This window comes from Olsenella uli, assembly GCF_016899935.1.
Taxonomy (GTDB): Bacteria; Actinomycetota; Coriobacteriia; order Coriobacteriales; family Atopobiaceae; genus Thermophilibacter; species Thermophilibacter uli_B.
Genome location: NZ_JACJJK010000043.1, coordinates 1 through 270, shown reverse-complemented (window position 1 = coordinate 270; position 270 = coordinate 1). Strand labels below are relative to the sequence as shown.

General features: G+C 47.8%; 1 protein-coding gene. It reads right to left on the bottom strand.

The annotated features are described in order from the left end of the window. Positions 1 to 12 precede the first annotated feature (12 nt). Positions 13 to 270, bottom strand: a 258-nt coding sequence (locus H6A07_RS09785; RefSeq protein ID WP_440589999.1) for a hypothetical protein, incomplete at its 5' end; no start/stop codon positions are given.

Sequence of the window (270 nt, the reverse complement as noted above, 5' to 3'; positions counted from 1 at the left end):
GTTTTTAACGAATTATGCTACTTTATTGCCTTTTTTTAGTTCGAGCACGGTAATTTCAGGCCAGATTCCGACGCGTCCGGGATATGCATGAAAGCCCAATCCGCGGTTTACATAAACGTATCTGCCTACATTTTCGTACAAACCGGCCCATTGCTTGTATACATATTGCACCGGGCTCCACTTGATCCAGCCCGGAATTTCAATCCCAAACTGCAGGCCATGCGTGTGTCCGGCGAGTGTCAGCTGGAAATGCTTCGCGTGGTTCTTGAT